Source organism: Streptantibioticus cattleyicolor NRRL 8057 = DSM 46488 (assembly GCF_000240165.1).
Lineage (GTDB): Bacteria > Actinomycetota > Actinomycetes > Streptomycetales > Streptomycetaceae > Streptantibioticus > Streptantibioticus cattleyicolor.
Map to the genome: position 1 here is coordinate 4,596,547 of NC_017586.1, position 16,774 is coordinate 4,613,320.

15 protein-coding genes and 1 riboswitch are annotated in these 16,774 nt (G+C 70.6%); of the genes, 4 read left to right on the forward strand and 11 right to left on the reverse strand.

Annotated features, from left to right (window positions below):
• Position 1: 1 nt before the first annotated feature.
• The 3 genes from SCATT_RS38655 to SCATT_RS20270 all read right to left on the reverse strand — a co-directional run bounded on the left by SCATT_RS38655 (position 2) and on the right by SCATT_RS20270 (position 3,022).
• Positions 2–436, reverse strand: coding sequence for a hypothetical protein (locus SCATT_RS38655; protein WP_157894843.1), 435 nt, complete (start codon positions 434–436; stop codon positions 2–4).
• A gap of 554 nt (positions 437–990) precedes the next feature.
• The gene (locus SCATT_RS38660; RefSeq protein ID WP_157894844.1) at positions 991–1,455 is read right to left on the reverse strand and encodes a hypothetical protein; all 465 of its coding nucleotides are present in this window, start codon (positions 1,453–1,455) and stop codon (positions 991–993) included.
• Between the two features lie 91 nt (positions 1,456–1,546).
• Positions 1,547–3,022 (reverse strand): trypsin-like serine peptidase, encoded by a 1,476-nt coding sequence (locus tag SCATT_RS20270; RefSeq protein WP_231905135.1) that lies wholly within the window; start codon positions 3,020–3,022, stop codon positions 1,547–1,549.
• 565 nt (positions 3,023–3,587) lie between these two features.
• Between SCATT_RS20270 and SCATT_RS20275 the strand changes: the two genes are divergently transcribed.
• Complete coding sequence (locus tag SCATT_RS20275) at positions 3,588–4,358, forward strand: IS5/IS1182 family transposase (RefSeq protein WP_014626964.1); 771 nt, start codon at positions 3,588–3,590, stop codon at positions 4,356–4,358.
• A 389-nt stretch (positions 4,359–4,747) separates the two neighbouring features.
• The gene (locus SCATT_RS20280; protein ID WP_239013317.1) at positions 4,748–5,344 is read left to right on the forward strand and encodes a hypothetical protein; all 597 of its coding nucleotides are present in this window, start codon (positions 4,748–4,750) and stop codon (positions 5,342–5,344) included.
• A 307-nt stretch (positions 5,345–5,651) separates the two neighbouring features.
• Here the strand turns inward: SCATT_RS20280 and SCATT_RS20285 are convergent, their stop codons facing one another.
• The 6 genes from SCATT_RS20285 to gcvT all read right to left on the reverse strand — a co-directional run bounded on the left by SCATT_RS20285 (position 5,652) and on the right by gcvT (position 10,777).
• Positions 5,652–6,110 (reverse strand): type II toxin-antitoxin system VapC family toxin, encoded by a 459-nt coding sequence (locus SCATT_RS20285; protein WP_014145011.1) that lies wholly within the window; start codon positions 6,108–6,110, stop codon positions 5,652–5,654.
• Positions 6,100–6,369 carry a type II toxin-antitoxin system Phd/YefM family antitoxin gene (locus SCATT_RS20290; protein ID WP_014628397.1) on the reverse strand — a complete coding sequence of 90 codons (270 nt, stop codon included), beginning with the start codon at positions 6,367–6,369 and terminating at the stop codon, positions 6,100–6,102. The genes SCATT_RS20285 and SCATT_RS20290 overlap by 11 nt, the downstream gene beginning before the upstream one ends.
• A 64-nt stretch (positions 6,370–6,433) precedes the next feature.
• Positions 6,434–7,801: an L-serine ammonia-lyase gene (locus SCATT_RS20295; protein WP_014145013.1), complete on the reverse strand. Its 1,368-nt coding sequence runs from the start codon at positions 7,799–7,801 to the stop codon at positions 6,434–6,436.
• Between the two features lie 82 nt (positions 7,802–7,883).
• The gene (gene glyA, locus SCATT_RS20300) at positions 7,884–9,143 is read right to left on the reverse strand and encodes a serine hydroxymethyltransferase (RefSeq protein WP_014145014.1); all 1,260 of its coding nucleotides are present in this window, start codon (positions 9,141–9,143) and stop codon (positions 7,884–7,886) included.
• A 19-nt stretch (positions 9,144–9,162) separates the two neighbouring features.
• Entirely contained in the window at positions 9,163–9,540 is a 378-nt protein-coding gene (gene gcvH, locus SCATT_RS20305; RefSeq protein ID WP_014145015.1) for a glycine cleavage system protein GcvH, read from the reverse strand.
• Between the two features lie 109 nt (positions 9,541–9,649).
• A complete protein-coding gene (gene gcvT, locus SCATT_RS20310; protein ID WP_014145016.1) occupies positions 9,650–10,777 on the reverse strand; it encodes a glycine cleavage system aminomethyltransferase GcvT in 1,128 nt (375 codons plus the stop codon).
• Positions 10,778–10,966: 189 nt separating this feature from the next.
• Positions 10,967–11,065: riboswitch (glycine riboswitch) on the reverse strand.
• A gap of 122 nt (positions 11,066–11,187) precedes the next feature.
• On the opposite strand from gcvT, the gene SCATT_RS20315 reads away from it, so the two are divergent.
• Together SCATT_RS20315 and SCATT_RS20320 are read left to right on the forward strand one after the other, a co-directional pair.
• Positions 11,188–12,072 (forward strand): enhanced serine sensitivity protein SseB, encoded by an 885-nt coding sequence (locus tag SCATT_RS20315; RefSeq protein ID WP_014145017.1) that lies wholly within the window; start codon positions 11,188–11,190, stop codon positions 12,070–12,072.
• Between the two features lie 61 nt (positions 12,073–12,133).
• Positions 12,134–12,910, forward strand: coding sequence for an enhanced serine sensitivity protein SseB C-terminal domain-containing protein (locus SCATT_RS20320; RefSeq protein ID WP_014145018.1), 777 nt, complete (start codon positions 12,134–12,136; stop codon positions 12,908–12,910).
• Here the strand turns inward: SCATT_RS20320 and SCATT_RS20325 are convergent.
• Both SCATT_RS20325 and SCATT_RS20330 read right to left on the reverse strand, forming a co-directional pair.
• On the reverse strand, positions 12,904–14,430 hold the full coding sequence (locus tag SCATT_RS20325) for a DUF885 family protein (RefSeq protein WP_014145019.1): 1,527 nt from the start codon (positions 14,428–14,430) through the stop codon (positions 12,904–12,906). The genes SCATT_RS20320 and SCATT_RS20325 overlap by 7 nt on opposite strands.
• Positions 14,431–14,543: 113 nt before the next feature.
• Positions 14,544–16,619 carry a trypsin-like serine peptidase gene (locus SCATT_RS20330; protein ID WP_014628399.1) on the reverse strand — a complete coding sequence of 692 codons (2,076 nt, stop codon included), beginning with the start codon at positions 16,617–16,619 and terminating at the stop codon, positions 14,544–14,546.
• Between the last annotated feature and the right edge of the window lie 155 nt (positions 16,620–16,774).

Consider the following 16,774-nt stretch of genomic DNA (forward strand, 5'->3'; position numbering starts at 1 on the left):
GTTAGCAGGCCGCCTTCATCATATGGCCTTCCTGGTAGTAAGCGGTAATCACTCCTTGCGGCCTGACGCCTGTTCCGCCGAGCGCTCCGTCGTTGAAGACCACTTTGAACATCATCGCCGGGCACTGGTTGAGGTTGAGGTAGTAGAAGCCAAACATCTGGTTTCCTCGTGACACCGTCTGGGCGATCATGCTGTCGTTGAATTCATGCTTCGGTGCAAGGTGGCGGTATCCCCAACTGGACGTGCCACAGCGCAGAGGTACGATCAGCGGCCCGCGGTAGTAGTTCTTTACGATTGATGTCGCGGACTTTCCGGCGCAGGGGTCTCCATTCGGCGACTGGGCAGCTGAGGCCTCTGGCGCGGCCGCTACGGCGACTGCGGTCACAGCGGTAAGAGAGATGGCCGAAAAGATATTGCGGATGGCTGACTTAGTCATCGATTTCCTCCGTGTTGGGTTTACTGGATCGGCTGACGAGTAAGGGGTGGATTCGTCCGGTCGTCGCGCGCAGCTCTCCCTCTGCCGTTCATCGGTAATCTTCGCAGATCCTTCGCCTCGATATGCAGAGGGGGAATCAGCCATTCCAGTGTGATCGGGCTGAAATGTACCGGTCCGGGCGTCCGGATTTTAATGTGGAAGCCGGGAAGGAGGACCCGCATTACGAGTTGTCGGCGGCGATCCGGCCGATCGGTGCGCCATCCGAAATCAGGAACGCCTTGCGCCCGGCAGTACGGACCGGCGAGAGTGGGCGGGGCCCCACGGCCTCGGCGACATAGCGGTAGACGGTGACATCGCCGAATCCAACCGCGAGTCGGGGGTAGGCGTTGGCCGCGGAGCACGTGCGTCGGGACCAGCAGACCCCGTCGAGCCGGGCCGACCGCGCATCGTGCCGCTTGACCGAGTGGACCGCGGCTCCGCGACGGCCCGAGCCGCACCGCCTCGCCCTCGGTGATGGCTGCGTGCGAGGCCGGCCACGACAGGCTCGATGTCTGTCAGCCCGCGGCGACAACAGCGAAACGCACTCCGGGTGTTGCGGTGATCGAGAAGGCGGTGGTGTTGCCGTGAGCGGGTTGCGTGTTCTGGCTGATCGAGATTTCTCCCGCGGTGCACTCGGTGTGCCAGGTGCCGATGCCGGTCGCACTGGCCGTCAGGGAGCCTTTGCCGATGCAGGAGGTGCGTAGAACGTAGTGATGTGAGGGGAAGCGGACGTCGGAAACGGCCCAGTGTGTCTGTCCGCTGCTGCTGACGTGAGTGAAGGCAGGGCGCCGGATGGTTTGCCGGGCGGCGCCCAGCAGGTCGGTATCGCCGGCCGACGTGGTGGGGGCCGGACGGCTGGGGGAGGCCGTCGAGTGTGACGGCGCCGGACCGGCCGGGCGTGGCGAGGTCCCGCAGGCAGACAGCACGGTGATGAGTGCGACGACGCCTGTCCCGAGGGATAAGCGGCCCGTTCGGCGCATGGTGGTAACTCCTGCCTGAGGGAAGAGGGTTCGCCGCCCCGCCGCACGGTGACGGGGGCGGCGAGCTCTTCGTCTTCTTCGTGGCACCTGGTCAGGTGCCAGGGTAGACGAGTGTGTGCTCCGTGCCGATGGCGAAGGGAGCGTTGTCTTCGTAGAGGGTGGTCTCGCCGTCCGACCAGCGGACGATCAGGTCGTCGTTGATGTTGTCGCCGATGTAGTTGCCGGCCGTGATGACGGAGGCGTGGTCCCCCCAGAGTCTGTTCGGGCTCGCGATCTTCGTTTCGGTCCCGAGGCCGGTCTGTGATGAGGTGGCGACGTAGGTGTCCAGTTCACCGTCGACCCAGCGGATGAAGATGTCCCAGTTCTGCTGGCCGGAGAAGGTGCCGCAGGTGACGAGCGTGGCGTTCTTCCACGTCGGGTCGGGCTTCTGAAGCTGGTACTCGTTGCCGAACGTTCCCGATCCGACCGAGGTGTACAGCGTGAGTTCGCCGTCATCCCAGCGCACGACCAGGTCGGTGACGTAGGTGCCGTTGTGGAACTGTCCCGCAGCTATTTGCTGGGCATGCTCCCAGATGGTGTGCGGCTTGACCATCTGCACCTCGGAGCCGAAGCCGTTCGCGCTGACATCGGGGTAGAGCGTGACCTCACCGTCGACCCAGACCACCATCAGGTCGTACAGACCGCCGCCGGCGAAATCACCGCCGGTGATGGTCACGGCGTTGGCCCAGATGGATTTGGGCTTGGCGAGTTGGTGTTCGGGCAGGAATCCGCCCTTCCCGTCGCCCGGGTAGAGCGTGACCTCGCCATCCGTCCAGACCACGATCAGATCACTGTGGTGGTTTCCGGTGTAGTCCCCGGAGGCGAGCAGCTTGGCGTGCTGCCAGGTCGACGCACCTTCCGGGAACGCGTTCGCGGGCAGTTGCAGGCCGACGTACGGGGACGGATTCCGGGGCGGGTCCTGGTTGGTGATGGCGTCGTTGAGCAGGTCGGCGGCGTTCTGCCCGAACAGCGGTGCGTAGCTGGTCCAGTCGTTGCTGCCGCCACCGCCCTTGCCGCCCAGGTTGCCGATGACATGTCCGGTAAGTGTCTTCGGGTTCCAGTCGGTGATCCATGGGCTGCCGGAAGTACCACCGAAGAAGCCGGTGCAGTTCATCTGCATCTGCCGGTACCCGGGAAGCTGGGTCGTCTGCATGAGCTGGGAGTATTCAACGGCATGTCCGGCTTTGTTGTACTTGTAGGCCGGGTAGCCGATGATCTGGACAGCGTTGTTGTAGCTGCTCGGGCGGGTGAAGGTGAGGCCGCCGCCGACCGCGTCCTGCAACCGCTTGCCGAACTGGTTCGGTGCGACGCGAGCGAAAGCGGTGTCCAGGTCGGACACCGGAAGAGCGGTCTGCGACGGCCCGTAGCGGACGTCCATGAAGATCCGCTGAATCTTGAAGATGCCGAATGGCTGCTGGTCGGGCCCTGCTCCCTTGACGAACTGGGGGACGAAGACGTAACTGGCGTCTATCTGCATGCCGCAGTGACCCGCCGTGAGGACGATGTTGCGGCTGCTGGTGTCGATCACACTTCCGGTGCAGTACCAGTCGGTGCGCGAGGGAGCGTGACCGAAGAAGGTGCCGACCACAGGCGTGCCGTTGGTCTCCGGCCGCTCGGGGTCCCAGTTGGAGGGCCGCCGTTGGTCAGGGACGGCGAAGAGTTCGGGGCAGACCGCTCAAGGGGTGTGGCTGCGGCCATCCGTTGAGCTGTCCAGTACTCGGTGGCACTTCGGCTGTCTCTTCCGGGATCATTTGCTGCCGCGGACGTGGAGACCCGGGGTGGTTCAGCTGTGGTGGTTTCTGGGGTCGGCCTCGATGTCGGCGAGGCAGCGGTCCGGTGAGGGGAGCCAGGAAACGGTGCCGGGCCGGCCGCCGAGGCGGTCCCGGTAGTTGCGGCGACGCACACGCTCAAACAAAGGCTGATAACCGCAATCTGTAATCGTCTTAACTGGCGCAAGAGCGCAACCTCCTTATAGGGACGGACTGCGGCGCAGGGCATGCCGCTGTGGAACGAGCCACATAGTGCTCGCGCGTTGCGGAACAGAGACTAAGGGCTGTCCCGTAACTGCTGGTCACGGGTGAGATGATCTGGCTGTGTCTGGTGTGATCACGGCGTCTGAGCCCTCCTGGATAGCCCCGTTCACTGGGCTGAGCCCGCGCCAGTTCGGCAAGCTGATCACCGCGCTCCGGCGTGAGGGTGTGGACCCGGTGCGCAAGGGTCGGCCATGGAGCCTGCCGCTGGAGGACCGCGTGCTCCTGATCGCCGCGTACTGGCGGACGAACCTGACCCTGCGCCAACTGGCCCCGCTGTTCGGGGTGTCCAAGTCGGCGGCCGACCGCATCATCGACCACCTCGGGCCCGCGCTCGCGCTCCAGCAGCGCAAGCGGTTCCGCAAGGACACCGTGCTCATCGTGGACGGCACCCTCGTTCCCACCCGTGACCACACCATCGCCGAGCAGTCCAAGAACTACCGGTACTCCACCAACCACCAGGTCGTCATCGACGCCGACACCCGGCTCGTCGTCGCGGTCGGCCGACCAGTCGCAGGCAACCGCAACGACTGCAAGGCGTGGGAGCTGTCCGGCGCGAAAGACGCCGTCGGCAAGACCACGGTCATCGCAGATGGCGGCTACCGGGGCACCGGCCTGGTCATCCCGCACCGCCGCGAGAAGGGCCAGACCGAACTCCCGGAATGGAAGGAGGAGCACAACGCCTCCCACCGCAAAGTCCGCGCCCGTGTAGAGCACGTCTTCGCCCGGATGAAGGGCTGGAAGATCCTTCGCGACTGCCGGCTGAAGGGCGACGGCGTCCAGCACGCCATGCTCGGCATCGCCCGCCTGCACAACCTCGTCCTTGCCGGGTGACGCAGAAACCAGCAGGCCACCAGACCCGTCAGAGATCATTTACGGGACAGCCCTTAGAACGATCTTCACAGTTGCTCCACAGATTTTTGACAGAGTGTGCGAGTGTGGGCACGTGCACAGCTCAACGGCCCAGCAAGGACCGACCAGCCGATCAACGAGAGCCGAGGACTGACGCCATGCCCTTAACCCGCACCCTTGCCGCGCTGTCGGCAGCGACCGCCCTCGTGCTGTCCCTCGCTGCTGCGAGCCCGGCACCCGTGCCCGTCGCGTCACTGCCCTCGGCGGCGGCGACGGACCCCGATTACCCCTACCTGTGGCCGGAGGGAGGAAGTCACCAGCCGCGGGCCGTCCGCCCGGGTGACTACGTCCTGATTTCGACCAACGACGGAGTGGCCCACCCGGACGACACCGTCCGCTCACCTGCGTTCACCGAACCGGTGACGCTCCACGACGCCAAATCGAACTACGTCACCACGGCGCAGATTCGCTGTGACGCCGAAGCCGGGGACTACCCGGTCCACCTCCTGGGCGAGGGACGCGACTCACGGACGTGGGCCAAAGTACGCGTCCACGGCACCACGACGCCCACCGCGGCTTGTGCCCACCCCTCGCCCTACACGACCGAGGAACTGTGGCCGATGCTCAGCCCCGTGCAACCGGTCCGGCCGGGCGAGCGGGCCCACTTCGCGCTGGGCGTCAACGCCGCCCTGGCCGTCGGTGACGGAATCACCTCACCGGCGCTCGACGCCACCTACGGTCTGCGCGAATCAGCCCCTCGCACCCGTGAAGAGGCCCAGCAGCCCACCCTGGAGCAACTGACCCACTCCGCCACGGCCGATGCCACCGTCCGCTGCGGCACCAAGCCGGGCTTGTACCCCGTGCATTTCCACTTCAACGGCTCGGACGGCGGCCAGGACTACCGCTTCGAAGTCCAGTTGACCGTGCTGCCGGAAACCGGGAAGCCAGGGTCGATGTGCGGCCGTTGAGGGTCGGCACCCCCACCGGGCAAGGCGCCTCTGTCCTCGCATCCGTGGGTGAGGCCCCGGGAGGACACATCCTTCAGCCGGTGATGGCGACATGCCTCAGGCTGTCCGCGCACTGAAGGCACCGACCGGGCTCGTCGGCGAGGAGTCGCCGGCCGAGGCGGCAGCCACGGGCGATCGGGCCCCGGACGCCGGCCCGCCCCGCGCCGTCTGCTTGTACTCGGCCTACAGGGGGCCGCCATGGGACCAGGGGTTGGGCCGGACTTTTGGTCCTGGCGACGGTCTCGGGGATTTCGTGTCCGGCGCCCGGCTAACGACCGTGCGGAAGCGCGGGTCGGGTGACCGGCACGACGGTCAGGAGGGTCTCCAAGCCTTTGAAGTCACCGGGGTTCGTGGTGAACAAGGGGAGATCCTCGGCGACGGCGATGGCGGCGATCATCAGGTCGGCCACGCGCCGTCGTGGCTTGCCGCCCGCGCTGATCACGGCCGCGCAGATCCGGCCGTAGGCACGTGCTGCCTCGGCGTCGAAGGGGATGGGATCGAACTCGTTCTCGGCACGTTGGAGAACGTCGAGCCGACGGGCCCGCTCCGCGTATTCGTCGTAGTCGTCCTGCTCCTCGTTCCGCCGGACCTCATGAGGCCCGGCGGACAGCTCCGCCAGGGTGATCGCGCTGATGGCCATCTCGGCAGGGAGTTCGGCCGGGTCCACCCAGCGGCGAAGGATCATGATGTTGGTGTCGAGCAGACCCCGCTCGTACTCAACGGGCATACGGGTCGTCCATCTCTTGGACGGCTGTGGCGTCCTGATCCGCCCGGAAGGCGTCCAAGGAGATGTCCGGTGCGCTTCGCGACATCGCGGCGAACTCGGCCCGGGGAACGAAGCGCCTGCGGCGCTTCAGCGGGACCAGCTCCCCGATCCGGTGACCGTCGCGAGTGACGGTGAAAGCCTGACCGGCCTCGACGGCGTCCATGATCTCTCTCGACCTGCTACGCAGGTCACGCTGGGTGATCTCCGGTTGCGCTGTCATGTCGCCAGGTTACCCAGGTGTGCCACGTTGTGCTACAGAGTGCCGCAGGACGAGGCTCGTCCCCTCAGCACTCGATCACATTCACCGCCAACCCCCCGCGCGCCGTCTCCTTGTACTTGACCTTCATGTCCGCCCCCGTCTCCTTCATCGTCTTGATGACCTTGTCGAGGGAGACGTGGTGGCGGCCGTCGCCGCGGAGGGCCATGCGGGCGGCGGTGACGGCCTTGACGGCGGCCATGCCGTTGCGTTCGATGCAGGGGATCTGGACCAGGCCGCCGACCGGGTCGCAGGTGAGGCCGAGGTTGTGTTCCATGCCGATCTCGGCGGCGTTCTCGACCTGTTCGGCGGAGCCGCCGAGGACCTCGGCGAGGCCGCCGGCGGCCATGGAGCAGGCGGAGCCGACCTCGCCCTGGCAGCCGACCTCGGCGCCGGAGATGGAGGCGTTCTCCTTGAAGAGCATGCCGATGGCGCCGGCCGCCAGCAGGAAGCGGACGACGCCTTCCTCGTCGGCGCCGGGGACGAAGTTCATGTAGTAGTGCAGGACGGCGGGGATGATCCCGGCGGCGCCGTTGGTGGGGGCGGTCACCACCCGGCCGCCGGCCGCGTTCTCCTCGTTGACGGCCATCGCGTAGAGGGTGACCCACTCCATGGCGCGGGCCGCCGCGCCGCCCTCGGCGCGCAGCTGGCGGGCGGAGGTGGCGGCCCGGCGGCGTACCTTCAGCCCGCCCGGCAGGATGCCCTCCCGGCTCATGCCGCGCTCCACGCAGCCGCGCATCACCGACCAGATCTCCAGCAGCCCGGCGCGGATCTCCTCCTCGGAGCGCCACGCCTTCTCGTTCTCCAGCATCAGCGCCGATATCGACAGCCCGGTCTCCCGGGACATCCGCAGCAGCTCGTCACCGGTGCGGAACGGGTACTTCAGCACGGTGTCGTCGAGCTTGATGCGGTCCTCGCCGACCGCGTCCTCGTCGACCACGAAGCCGCCGCCGACCGAGTAGTACGTCTTCTCCAGCAGCGGCGCCCCGTCGGCGTCGTAGGCGAAGAGCGTCATGCCGTTGGCGTGGTAGGGCAGGGCGCGGCGGCGGTGCAGGATCAGGTCGCGGTCGGCGTCGAAGGCGACCTCGTGGACCCCGAGCAGGCTGATCCGGCCCTGTTCGCGGATGGCGGCCACCTGGTCGTCGGCGGTCTCCACGTCCACCGTGCGCGGGGAGTTCCCGGCCAGCCCGAGCAGCACCGCCTTGGGGGTGCCGTGGCCGTGGCCGGTGGCGCCGAGGGAGCCGAACAGCTCGGCGCGGACCGCGTGGGTGCGGTCGAGCACGCCCTCGTTCTTCAGCCGCCGGGCGAACATCCGGGCCGCCCGCATCGGGCCCACGGTGTGCGAGCTGGACGGTCCGATGCCGATGGAGAACAGGTCGAACACGGAGATGGCCACGGCGGGGGACTTCCTTGTCGGCTCGCTGAGGGTGGTACGGGGGCTGGGGGCGGCGGGGGAGACCCGCCACCCCCATGAAGTGTTACAGATTCGGGTACAGCGGGTACTTCGCCGCGAGCGCGGCCACCCGGGCACCCAGCGCCTGGGCGTCGTACGACGGCTTGAGCGCCTCGGCGATCACGTCGGCGACCTCGCGGAAGTCGTCCTCGCCGAACCCGCGGGTGGCCAGCGCCGGGGTGCCGATCCGCAGCCCCGAGGTGACCATCGGGGGACGCGGGTCGTTCGGGATGGCGTTGCGGTTGACGGTGATCCCGATCTCGTGCAGCCGGTCCTCGGCCTGCTTGCCGTCGAGCTCGCTGGCGCGCAGGTCGACCAGGACCAGGTGGACGTCGGTGCCGCCGGAGAGCACGGCGACGCCCGCCTCGGCCGCGTCCGGCCGCGACAGCCGCTCGGCGAGGAGCTTGGCGCCGGCCAGCGTACGGCGCTGCCGGTCCTTGAACTCCTCGCTCGCCGCGACCTTGAAGGCCACCGCCTTGGCGGCGATCACATGCTCCAGCGGACCGCCCTGCTGGCCGGGGAAGACCGCGGAGTTGATCTTCTTGGCCAGGTCGGCGGTGGACAGGATCACCCCGCCGCGCGGACCGCCCAGCGTCTTGTGGGTGGTGGTGGTCACCACGTGGGCGTGGGGCACCGGGTTCGGGTGCAGCCCGGCGGCCACCAGACCGGCGAAGTGGGCCATGTCCACCATCAGGTAGGCGCCCACCTCGTCGGCGATCCGGCGGAACGCCGCGAAGTCCAGCTGCCGCGGGTACGCCGACCAGCCGGCCACGATCAGCCGCGGGCGGTGTTCCTTGGCCAGCCGCTCCACCTCGGCCATGTCGACCAGGCCCGACTCGCCGTCCACGTGGTACGGGACCACGTCGTACAGCTTGCCGGAGAAGTTGATCTTCATCCCGTGGGTCAGGTGGCCGCCGTGCGCCAGGTCCAGGCCCAGGATGGTGTCGCCCGGCTTGAGCAGCGCGAACATCGCCGCCGCGTTGGCCTGCGCGCCCGAGTGCGGCTGGACGTTGGCGGCCTCGGCGCCGAACAGCTCCTTGACCCGGTCGATGGCGATCTGCTCGGTGACGTCGACGTGCTCGCAGCCGCCGTAGTACCGGCGGCCGGGGTACCCCTCGGCGTACTTGTTGGTCAGGACGGAGCCCTGGGCCTCCATGACGGCCACCGGAGCGAAGTTCTCCGAGGCGATCATCTCCAGGGTGGACTGCTGGCGGTGCAGCTCGGCGTCGACCGCGGCGGCGACCTCGGGGTCGAGCTCGTGCAGGGAGCTGTTGAGAAGCGACATGGGTTTCAGATCTCCAGGATCACTCGCCGGTGAAGGCTTCGTATTCGGCGGCCGACAGCAACTCGCCCGGCTCGCCGGTGACGCGCACCTTGAACAGCCACCCGTTCTGATACGGGGAGGTGTTGACCAGCGCCGGGTCGTCGGTGACGTCCTGGTTGACCTCCACCACCTCACCGGAGACCGGGGAGTACAGGTCGCTCACCGACTTGGTCGACTCCAGCTCACCACAGGTGTCGCCGGCGGTGACGGTGGCGCCGACGGCCGGCAGGTCCACGTAGACCACGTCACCGAGCGAGTGGGCGGCGAACTGGGTGATGCCCACGGTGGCCACGCCGTCCTCGGCGGGCGACAGCCACTCGTGCTCCTTGCTGTAGCGAAGGTGCTCAGGGTTGCTCATGGGGGAATTCTCCTGGATACAGGTGGTGCCCGCGAAAACGGGGCAGGACGACGAGATGGCGTCACCCGCCGTCAGCGGCGGATGGCACCGGGTGACGGAACGGGGGCGGTCAGCGCTCGCGCTTGTAGAACGGCAGCGCCACGACCTGGTACGGCTCATGGGCGCCGCGGATGTCCACCCGCACCCCGGCGGTGCCCGGGGCGGCGTGGCCGGCGTCCACGTACGCCATGGCGATCGGCTTGCCGAGGGTGGGGGAGGGGGCGCCGGAGGTGACCTCGCCGATCACCGTGCCCTCCGCGGTCACCACCGGGTAGCCGGCCCGGGGCACCCGGCGGCCCTCGGCGACCAGGCCGACCAGCTTGCGCGGCGGCGTGGCGGCGGCCTTCTCGGCGGCGGCCAGCAGCGCCTCGCGGCCGGTGAAGTCACCCGGCTTGTCGAACTTGACCACCCGGCCGAGCCCGGCGTCGAACGGGGTGAGCGCGGTGGTCAGCTCGTGCCCGTACAGCGGCATGCCGGCCTCCAGCCGCAGCGTGTCGCGGCAGGAGAGCCCGCACGGCACCAGCTGGTGGGCGGCGCCCGCCTCGGTCAGCGCCTGCCACAGCCGCTCGGCGTCGGACGGCGCCACGAACAGCTCGAAGCCGTCCTCGCCGGTGTAGCCGGTGCGGGCGATCAGCGCCGGAACCCCGGCCACGGTGCCGGGCAGCCCGGCGTAGTACTTCAGCCCGGCCAGGTCGGCGTCGGTGAGCGAGGCCAGGATCGCCGGCGAGTTGGGGCCCTGCACCGCCAGCAGCGCGTAGGCGTCGCGGTCGTCGCGCACCTCGGCGTCGAAGCCGGCCGCGCGCTCGGTGACCGCGTCCAGCACCACCCGGGCGTTGGCGGCGTTGGCCACCACCAGGTACTCGGCCTCGGCGAGCCGGTAGACGATCAGGTCGTCCAGGATGCCGCCGTCCTCGGCGCAGATCATGGTGTAGCGGGCCCGGCCCACGGCGAGCGCGGACAGGTGGCCCACCAGCGCGTGGTCGAGCGCCTGCCCGGCCTGCGGGCCGGTGACGGTGATCTCGCCCATGTGGGACAGGTCGAACAGGCCGGCGGTGGTGCGGACGGCGTGGTGCTCGTCCCGCTCGCTGCCGTAGCGCAGCGGCATCTGCCAGCCGGCGAAATCGGTCATGGTCGCGCCGAGCGCGCGGTGCACCGCGTCCAGCGCGGTACGTCGGGTTGCTTCGGGGGCGGTGCTCATCAGTGCTCCCAGGCGGGACGGGTCGATGACGTCGGATGCCGACGACAGGGCGGGCGGGGCCCTCCCCATCTGTCATCGGAACCTGAGAGGTTCACCACGACCCGGTACGCGAGACGGATGTCGCCGCGGCGCGGGGGCGGTTTGCACCTTGGGTGGGACAGCCGTCGGCTGCCCGCTTTTCAGATGTGCCTAGACCGTGCGGTATCGGGGCCTGAGAGATTCAAGGGAGGACTTGCTCCTTCGGCGCCCCGGCCACTGCCGGGCCAGGGGCTCTCCCGCACGGTGTCGAGCGGCCGGTATGCAGTTTGGTGCGGGCATCATTGCACGCCCACGCGGTGCGGATCCAGAGGCGTCGAGAGGCTAGGGTTCCGCCAGGCATGTCGCACGGTGGTGAGCGGGGTGGAGCGGTGATGAGCGTACCGGCGCAGTACGGAAGCGGACACGAGGGACCCGTCGGGCCCGGTGTCGTCCCGGGGCACGACCCGTACGCCGCGCACCATCCGTATCCGCCGGGGGACGGGTACCTCGCGCAGGACCCCTACGCCGCCCACCACCACCCGTACCCCGCCGAGGGCTCCGTGGTGCCGCACGACGGCTGGCCCGCCAACGAGTTGGAGGAGGTGCTGGGCGCGGCGGTCGGCGACCCGGGGGCGACGCCGCGGGTGCTGGAGGTGCTCGGGCGCTCCTCGTTGTGGGTGCCGTTGCCGAACGGCGGCGGGCCGGACAGCCCCGGGCTCGACCTGCCCGCGATGGAGCTGGACGGCTTCGCGCACGTGCCGGTGTTCAGCTCCGAGGGGCAGTTGCGGCGGGTGGCGCCGGGGATGTCGTTCGCGGTGGCGCCGGCCCGGGAGTTCGTCCGCGGGCTGCCGCCGCGGGCGGGCATCGTGGTCAACCCGGGCGGCGCGGTGACACTGCCGCTGCCCGCCGCGGCCGTGGCGGAGCTGTGCCGGACCGGGGCCGCCGGCGGCCGGGTACGGCTGTGGGAGCCGGCCCCGGACGCCGAGCCGGTGGACTTCCTGGCCGCCGCCGCCGGGGAGTTCGCGGTCACCCCGGTGGTGCTCACCGCGCGCCGGGCGCTGGCCTCGGTGGAGGGCGACGCGCCGGTGCTCTTCGTCGGCGTCGAACTCGACCGCTGGCAGGAGTCGGACCGGGCCGAGGCGATGAACGCCCTCGGCCGCGCGCTCGGCCACGCCCCGGTGGCGTGGCCGGTCAACCTGGTGCTGCTGGACGTCGCCCAGGACCCGGTCGGCGACTGGATGCACGAGCGGGTGCGGCCGTTCTTCACCCGGGACTGAACCACCCGCCGGGCCCGGCGGCCTAACCTGGTGGAATGCGACACACGAGGCGGACGAACCCGTGACCGCGGGGGCGGCGGGCGGCACCGGCGGCGGACCCGCGGTGGAACAGGCACTGGAGCGGGTGGCCCCGGGCCGCTACGACACCTACGAGACGCTGTTGCGCGCCCTCGCCGACGGCTCGGTGTGGATGCTGCTGTGGCACGGCGAACCCGGCTCGCCCGACGCCCAGTACGGCAACATGGAGCTGGACGGCTACGGCTACGCGCCCTGCGTCACCTCCGCCGCCCAGCTCGCGGCGAGCGGCTGGAACCGGTCCCACGAGGTCGTCGTCGGCCGGGAGATCGCCGCCGAGCTGTACCGCGAACGGTACGGGCTGTGGCTCAACCCGCACGCCCCCGGCGGCGGGGTCGGGGTGCCCTGGCTCGACCTGCGCCGCGTCGCCACCGGCCTGGACCGGGTGCCGGCCGGCCCGCTGCGCATCACCGAACCGGCCGTCCCCGCACCGCAGTTCTACGGCGCCCTCACCCACCACGCCCACCACACCCCGGTGGTCCGCGCGCTGCGCTGCGCCTGGGTGGAGCCGGCGCTGGGCGAGCCGTACCTGGCGGTGGGGGTCGACCTGTACGACACCGGGGCCGCCTCGGTGGAGGCGGTGCGGGCGATGATGGCGCAGGCGGTGGCCGCCGCCCCGGACGGGCTGCCGGTGGCGACGGTGGCCATGGCCGACGAGTACGACCCGGTGGCCATGTGGCTGCGGGCGCACGCCCGGCCGTTCTTCGACCGGGACGCCTACGCCGCGCCGCCCTGGCCCGCCCCCGCCCCGGGCGGCTACTGACCGGGGTCGTCCAGCGCCGCCGGGAGCAGCCCCAGCGGCGGGCTGCCCAGCCGCAGCAGCGCGGCGTGGAAGCGCGGCAGCGAGAAGCCGGCCCCCCACCGCTTCCGGGCCCGCTCCCGCAGCCGCAGGATCTCCAGCTTGCCCCAGGTGTAACGGCCGTAGGCGGCGTCGAAGGTGCCGCGGCGGGCCTCCGAGGCCGCGGCGGCCGGGGAGAGGTACGCGTCCCGGCGGAACCGCTCGGTGGCCTCGGCGAGGTCCATCGCCCCGGTGTGCAGCCCGATCGCGCACGTCAGCCGGGTGACCCGGACCAGCGCCTCCAGGGCGACCCCGGCGGCGAACCGCGGATCGCCGTCCCGGAACCCCTCCTCCAGGCACATCTCCTCCGCGTAGTGCGCCCACCCCTCGCAGAAGCCCAGCGAGTGCAGGGTGCGCCGGACGTCGGTGGGGGCCCGGCGCAGCGCGCGGCCGTGCGCGAAGTGGCCGGGGGCGATCTCGTGCACGGTGACCGCGGGCAGCCCGGCCCGGCTGAACAGGGTCAGCCACTCCTCGCGTTCCTCGTCCGGCCAGTCGTCCCCGGGCGGGGTGACGTGGTACCAGGACGGGGCGTCCGCCTCGTACGGCGCCGCCCAGGTCAGCATCGCCGAGGACCAGCGGCGTGAGGCCGGCGCCGGGCCGACCAGGCACTCGCCGTCCAGGTACGGGACGAGGCCGCGGCGCCGGGTGAAGTCGATCACCTCGGCGGTAAGCCGGGCCGCCTCCGGGATCACCCCGTCCGCGTCCGGGTGGTCTGCGAGCAGTCCCCGGACGGTCACGGCCACCGGGGTGTGCGGGGCGAGGGCGTGGCACGCCTCGGTGAGCAGCGCGGTGAGGCGTGCCCGTTCCTGTTCCGCCTGGCCGGCCAGGGCGGTCAGGTCGGCGGGCAGCCCCTCCTGGCTGCCCATCAGCGCCGCCAGCGTCGCCGCGCCGAGCCGGGGATCGGGGTCGCCGGCCGCGGCGGCCCGGTGGACGTGGGCGACCAGCCGTTCGTGGGCGGCGAGCGCGGCGGCGGTGACCGCGTCCTGTTCCGCGTCGAGACCGGCGGCCAGCCCGCGTACCGCGCCCAGCAGCGCGGCGGCCACCGGGGCGGTGACCAGGTCCAGGGCGGCGATGGCCGCGTCCACCGTCTCCGGCCAGCGGGCGAGATGGCGGCGGCGGGCGCGGTCCCGTTCGGCGGCCGGGGCGTACTCGCGGTCGTAGGCGGTCAGTTCGAGGTTGGACAGGTGCAGGTACGGGTCCCTGCGGTGCAGTTCGAGGTCGGCGTACTGCACCCGTACGGCCTCCTCGAAGACCGCCAGGTGGGCCTCGTCGTGCGGGTCGTCCAGCGGGGCGCCGTCCCGGCGGGCGCGGGCCAGCGCGGCGAGTCCGCGCCGTACCCCGTCCGGCGAGAGGTCCTGGACCACCCCGTCGTAGTCGTGGAGCCCGGCCATCTCGCGGACCACCGGAACGGTCAGGTCGCACACCGCGCGGATTCGCTCGTCCATGGCGCACGACGGTACCGACCCCGGCCGGGGCGGGAAAACGGAAAGCGGCCGGAAAGTGACGGCACCCCGGCGCGTGGTGCGCCGGGGTGCCGGTTGCCGTGCCGCGCGGGCGGTCAGCGGCGGGAGTAGGGGAGCGACGAGCCGGTGGCGGCCACCAGCACCGATTCGGTGCCCAGTGCCTTGCCGGTGTCGGTGTAGACGGAGACCTGGCCGTCGGACCAGCGCACCAGGTAGTCGTCGGGCCACACACCGGTGCCGGACCAGCCGCCGGCCATGGTCAGCGTGGCCTTGGTCCACAGCGGGCTCGGCGCCCGTTCGCGTATCTCGCCGTGCCAGCCCTTCTCGTTGACGTCCGGGTAGAGGGTGACCTCGCCGTCGGACCAGCGCACCACCAGGTCCCAGTTGTCGGTGCCCGCGAAGTCGCCGGCCGCGATGGAGACGGCGTTCTTCCAGGTGCGGTTGGCCTTGTTGAGCTGCACCTGGGCGTGGAGGCCGCGGCCGTCCAGGTTCTTGTAGAGCGTGGTCTCCCCGTCCGACCAGCGCACGATCAGGTCGTCGGGCCACTTGTCGTCGGTGGTGAAGCGGCCGGCCGTGATGGTGGTCGCGTACTTCCAGGTGCTGCCCGGCTTGGCCAGGGTGATCTGGGTGCGCAGGCCGCGCGCGTCGACGTCCGGGAACATCGTCAGGCTGCCGTCGGACCAGCGCACCACCAGGTCGTAGGTGTTGGTCCCGGTGAAGTCGCCGGCCGTCATGGCGACCGCCTTGGTCCAGGTGGTGTTCTTCTTGACGAGCTGGATCTCCTTGTCGAAGCGGCCGTTGCCGGCGCCCCGGTAGAGCGTCAGCTCGCCGTCGGACCAGCGCACCACCATGTCGCTGTAGTCGCGGTCCGGCGCCGGTGACGGGACGAAGCGGCCGGAGGTCATCAGCGTGGCGTGGGCCATCATCGAGGCGGACGGCAGCACGTTGGGCCGCGCCGGAGGGGTGGCGGTCACCGCCGCGTTGTACAGGTTCTGGATGTCGGCGCCGTAGTACGGGCTGTACGACACGTCGCTGGTGGGCCCGCCGGTCTGCCAGCCGCCGATGCTGCCGACCACCTGGCCGGTGCCGGTCCGCGGGTCGAAGTTGGCCAGGAACGGGCTGCCGGAGGTGCCGGGGCGGTAGTCGTCGCAGGCGATCCGCAGGAAGGTGCCCGGGGCGCCGTCCGTCGGGGAGAACTGGGTGGTGCCGTTGGTGCAGGTCAGCGGCTGCGGGTCGTTACCGGGGTAGCCGACCACCCGCACGTTGGAGAAGGCGTAGCCCTGGTTGGTGGCCAGCGTGTTGCCGCCCACCACGTCCTGCACCTGCTTGCCGTCGGAACGCGCGCCGACCTGGGCGAAGGCCACGTCCCACTGGTTGCCCTGGACCCGGCCGAGGTCGTAGTAGCGCGGGTCGATCCACACCCGGCTGCGGCCCTCGGAGTCGGTGGCCACTGGGAAGATGCCGAACGGCTGCGGGTTGGCCGCCGTCCACTGCGGGACGAACGCCATCGAACCGCCGCCCGCCTTGGAGTCCATGCAGTGGCCCGCGGTGAGCACGATGTTGTGGTGCGGGCTGTTGATGACGCTGGCGGTGCAGAAGTAGTAGCCGCTGCCGGTCTGCATGTACATCCGGCCGATCATCGGCAGGCCGCCGAAGTGCGCGCTGTTGCCGCCCGGGTCGGGCGAGGCCGGCGGGCTGCTCGGGGCGGACGGGGTCGGCGTGGTGCTCGGGGTGCCCGGGGCGCCGGTGGGGGACGACGCCGGGGCGGACGGGGAGGCGGGGGCGCTCGGGGTGGTGGACGCGCTCGGCGACGCCGGATCGGTGGGGGTGGTGTCCATCGGCACCTGACGCACCGTCTGCGGGTGCGGTACGGCGCCGGTGGACAGCCGCGAACGCGACGAGGTGAGTGGCTTGTTGTCGGGCAGCGGCTTGGCCTGGGCCATCCGCTGCGCGGTCCAGAACCGCTTGGCGGCCTCGGCCGTCCAGCGGTGGACCGCCGCCGGGACGGGCAGTGGAGCGCCCGGGATGGCGAAGGTGGACGCCGGCGCGGTGTCCGAGGCGCCGGCGGTACCGATCACCACCAGCGTTCCCACGACGGCCAGGACCGCACCCACGACGGTGGCGACGAAGGCACCGCGCCGTTTGGCGCGGTGCCGGGAGGATCTGTGCACCTTGGTCTCAACCCCCACACGGTGCCGGACAGGACAGCCAGACATTACGGGACGTCTGAGCGGCAGTCGAACGCGTACTCGGTGGCGTGGTGGTGATGCCCGCCGGGCATGGCGCGTACGCCTGGGTGTACCGGCCAACTACCGGGGGTTCTCCG